Below are 3,576 nucleotides of genomic sequence, written 5' to 3' on the forward strand. Positions count from 1 at the left end.
GCTGCCCCAGCCGGAGGTCGACGCGCTTCGCTCGGCCGGGGTGATCAGCGATCCCCCGAACCCCGCGGCCGCGCGGTAGGGAACAAGCGCTCGGCGAGGGGGTCTCGGAGGTCGTCCGCGTTCCCGGAGAACCGCCGCCCCGCTGGAGCAGGCGGGCGACCGTCCCGGCGGCGGCCGGACGGATGGCTGCGACGACCGGGAAGACAACGGGAGCAGGAGGAACGATGGCTGGGGCATATCTCGTCGAGGCGGTGCGCACACCGGTGGCGGCGGTCGGTTCCGATCCGGTTCTCATGCTGGCCGGCCCGATTCCCGCGACGGAGGCACTGCTGCGGCGGGCCGGTGTGGGGTTGGCGGAGGTCGGCGCCTTCGAGGTCAACGAGGCGTTCGCCTCGGTCGTTCTCGCGTGGGCGGAGGAGACGGGCACGGATCTCGAGCTGACGAATGCCCAGGGGGGAGCGATCGCGCTCGGCCACCCGCTGGGCGCCACCGGGGCGCGGCTCATGACGACGTTGCTTCACCGGATGCGTCGACAGGACCTCCGCTACGGCGTCCAGACCATGTGCGAGGGTGGCAGGATGGCCAACGCCACGCCGCTCGAGCTGGTCTGACGGCCGGGATGGGACGGTCGTCGAAGGCAGCGCCGTCGCAGGCGGCGCTGGTGGCGTGCCTGTCGTACGCCGCGTTGATCGGTTCTGTGGTGGCCGGACTGGGCAGTCCGATCGTCCCCGAGGTGGCCAAGGACAGGGGGGTGTCGATCGAGTCCGCGCAGTGGACCCTGACGATCACACTGCTCATCGGAGTCGTGGGCACCCCTGTGCTGTCACGTCTGGCCGATGGTCACCTGCGCCGTTGGGTGCTCATCGGGGCGCTCGCGGCGGTCGGAGCAGGAGGCCTCGTCGGAGCGGCGGTCCCGACCTTCCCCGGGCTCCTGGCCGGACGCGCCCTCCAGGGGTTCGGCTACGCGATGGTGCCGTTGACCGTGAGCATCGCGCGTCAGTACCTCGTCGGAGTAAAGCTCCATCGAACGCTGGCCGTCCTCTCCACGAGCATCGCCGTGGGCGTCGGGCTCGGCAACCCGGTGATGGGACTGTGCGTGCTGTTCTTCGACTACCGGGCGGCGTTTCTCTTCGCCATGGTCGTGTCCTTCGTCGGCGCGGTATGGGTCTGGTGGTGCGTTCCGGCGGGCTCGCGGGCATCGACGACGATACGGGTGGACGTTCCGGGTGCCATTCTGCTCGGAGTGGGTCTCGGCGCGAGCCTCCTCGCCGTCGCCAGGGGACAGACCTGGGGCTGGACCTCGGTACAGGTGGTAGGGCTTGGGGTGCTGGGCCTCGTCACGCTCGCAGCCTGGGTACTGGTCGAGCTGCACCACCGGGCTCCGCTGGTCGACCTGCGGCTGGCCTGCGCCCGCGGTGTCCTCGGGGTCAACCTCGCGGCGGTGCTGCTCGGGGTCGCCGTGTTCGGTGGGGCCGCGGTCATGGTCCTGCTCATCCAGCGACCGACGACTCACGGCCTCGGGCTCGGGTACTCCGTGTTCGTCAACGGACTGCTGATGCTGCCGATGTCGATCGCCACACTGCTCTCGCCGCCGGTCGCACGTGCCCTGGCCAGATGGACCGGCGTTCGCTCCGTCCTGCCCGTTGGCTCCCTCGCGGTGGCGGCCGCCTTCGGGACCTTCGCCGTCGCTCACCGTGTGACATGGCACATCGTTGTGTCCATGGCACTGCTGGGGGTGGGCATCGGCGTCGCGTACTCGGTCATGCCCGCACTCATCGTCGCGCGGACCCCGGACGGTCGGACTGCGAGCGCCACCGGCATCAACCAGGTCCTCCGGCTCATGGGCGGCAGCGTCGGGGCGGCCGCGGTGGCCTCCGTGCTCGCCGGTCACATCCCCGCGGGAGAGCTCAACCCGGACGAAACCGGCTATGTGCTCGGGGCGGCCCTGGCCACCGGCGCCGCCGTACTCGCGGCCGTCGTCGGCTACGTCCTGGTCACCGCCACACCGAAAGACGGTCATGGCGAGGTCCCCGGTTCCGTGGCGGAGCTGGAGAGAGCGGAGTCGGGCGCAGCGCCCGCATGAATCCGGCGGCACCGCGCTGTTCGACCGGCTGTCATCGCGAAGGCGCCCTCCCCCAGGGGGAGGGCGCCTTCGCGATGAGCATGCGGTCGGCTACTTCGCCGTGATGCCACCGTCGACGGGGATCGTCACGCCCGTGACATAGCTCGACAGGTCGCTGGCGAGGAAGAGCGCGACCTTGGCGATCTCATCCGGCTGGCTGGCCCGGCCCATCGGAATCGTCGCGAAGAAGGCGGCCTTGCGGGCCTCGATCTCGGCGGGGTCGTCGGTCCGGAAGAAGCCCGGCAGGCCCGGCGTCTCGACCGAGCCGGGTGCGATGGCGTTGACGCGGATGTTGTCGGCGGCCCAGGCGAGCGCCATGGAACGCACCAGCGCGATGATGCCACCCTTGGTGAAGGAGTACATCGGGCTGAAGGGCGAACCGATCAGGCCGGAGGTCGAGGAGGTGAAGATGACCGACGCGCCGTTGGCCGCCTTGAGCGCCTCGGTGAGGTAGCCGCTGAGGAAGAAGCCCGCCCTGGCGTTGATCTCCAGCCCCGTGTTCCATTCCTCCTCGGTGAGGTCGAGGCCGGCGGCGCCGGGTATGCCGACATTGTTGTAGAGCACATGCAGGGCGCCGTGGTCCCGCTGAACCTGATCCGCGAGGGCCTTGAGCGCGGTGAGGTCGCGGACGTCAACGATCGCGGCGGTGCCGGTGCCGCCCGCGGCCTCGATGGCGGCGACGGTCTCCTTGGCGTTGGCCTCGTTGACGTCGACGACGATGACGTGCGCACCCTCCTGGGCGAATCGCTCCGCGGCGGCCCGGCCCATGCCGGAGGCTCCCGCGGTGATGAGTGCGACCTTGTCCTTCAGCAGCATGTCATTTTCTCCTTTGATATTCATCTGAACGTTGTGCTCGGGTCAGCCGCGGCTGCGGACGAGCAATTCGGCGAGGGCATGGGCCTGCTTCGTCGCGAACACGAGCCGGCGAGGGGCGTAGGCGTCGCCGAGGATGTGGACCTCGGGCAGCCTGCCTTTGAGGTCGTCGTACAGGGCGGCATCGGACACACCACCGCACGCAAGGACGATCGAGTCGAACTCCCCGACCGTCTCGGTACGCGAGGAGTAGACGTTCCGGGTCTCGACCGTGGAGTCGTGGATCGTGACGACCTCCTCCATGAAACGCATCCGGACCCCCTGCGCGTCGAGGCGACCGAGGATGCCTCCGATGATGTATCGCCCGAGTAGCGGAGCGGGGCCCTGGGTGGCGTAGGTGAGTGTCACCTCGTGCCCGCGGCAGGAGAGGTGGTCGGCGACCGAGAGCGGTGGGACATGATCATCCTGGGCGATGACGAGGACGCGCTTTCCCGGCCTCACCCGACCGGCCAGGACGTCGCGGATGTCGAGCACGTTGCCGCCCTCGGCTCCGGGGATCGCCGGTGTGCGGGGCGTCGCCCCGGTGCTCACGCGAGCTGAATCGGGAGAGCCGCCGCCCCATGAGAATGATCATCGACCAC

4 protein-coding genes are annotated in these 3,576 nt (G+C 69.7%); 2 read left to right on the forward strand and 2 right to left on the reverse strand.

The features are described from left to right. Positions 1-224 precede the first annotated feature (224 nt). Entirely contained in the window at positions 225-611 is a 387-nt protein-coding gene (locus ABZ260_RS48525) for a hypothetical protein (protein ID WP_355632045.1), read from the forward strand. An 8-nt stretch (positions 612-619) separates the two neighbouring features. Then, a complete protein-coding gene (locus ABZ260_RS48530; protein WP_355632048.1) occupies positions 620-2,083 on the forward strand; it encodes an MFS transporter in 1,464 nt (487 codons plus the stop codon). 90 nt (positions 2,084-2,173) lie between these two features. Here ABZ260_RS48530 and ABZ260_RS48535 read toward each other — a convergent pair whose 3' ends face one another. Then, positions 2,174-2,938, reverse strand: coding sequence for an SDR family NAD(P)-dependent oxidoreductase (locus ABZ260_RS48535; protein ID WP_355567537.1), 765 nt, complete (start codon positions 2,936-2,938; stop codon positions 2,174-2,176). 42 nt (positions 2,939-2,980) lie between these two features. Beyond that, on the reverse strand, positions 2,981-3,526 hold the full coding sequence (locus ABZ260_RS48540) for an FAD/NAD(P)-binding oxidoreductase (RefSeq protein ID WP_355632051.1): 546 nt from the start codon (positions 3,524-3,526) through the stop codon (positions 2,981-2,983). Between the last annotated feature and the right edge of the window lie 50 nt (positions 3,527-3,576).

The sequence above is a fragment of the Streptosporangium sp. NPDC006013 genome (assembly GCF_040614275.1).
Classification (GTDB): domain Bacteria; phylum Actinomycetota; class Actinomycetes; order Streptosporangiales; family Streptosporangiaceae; genus Streptosporangium.

Bases quoted from the DNA above. Each gene is read 5' to 3' on its own strand.
- ABZ260_RS48530 (WP_355632048.1), top strand. From the start codon at position 620: ATGGGACGGTCGTCGAAGGCAGCGCCGTCGCAGGCGGCGCTGGTGGCG.
- ABZ260_RS48525 (WP_355632045.1), top strand. From the start codon at position 225: ATGGCTGGGGCATATCTCGTCGAGGCGGTGCGCACACCGGTGGCGGCG.
- ABZ260_RS48535 (WP_355567537.1), bottom strand. From the start codon at position 2,938: ATGCTGCTGAAGGACAAGGTCGCACTCATCACCGCGGGAGCCTCCGGC.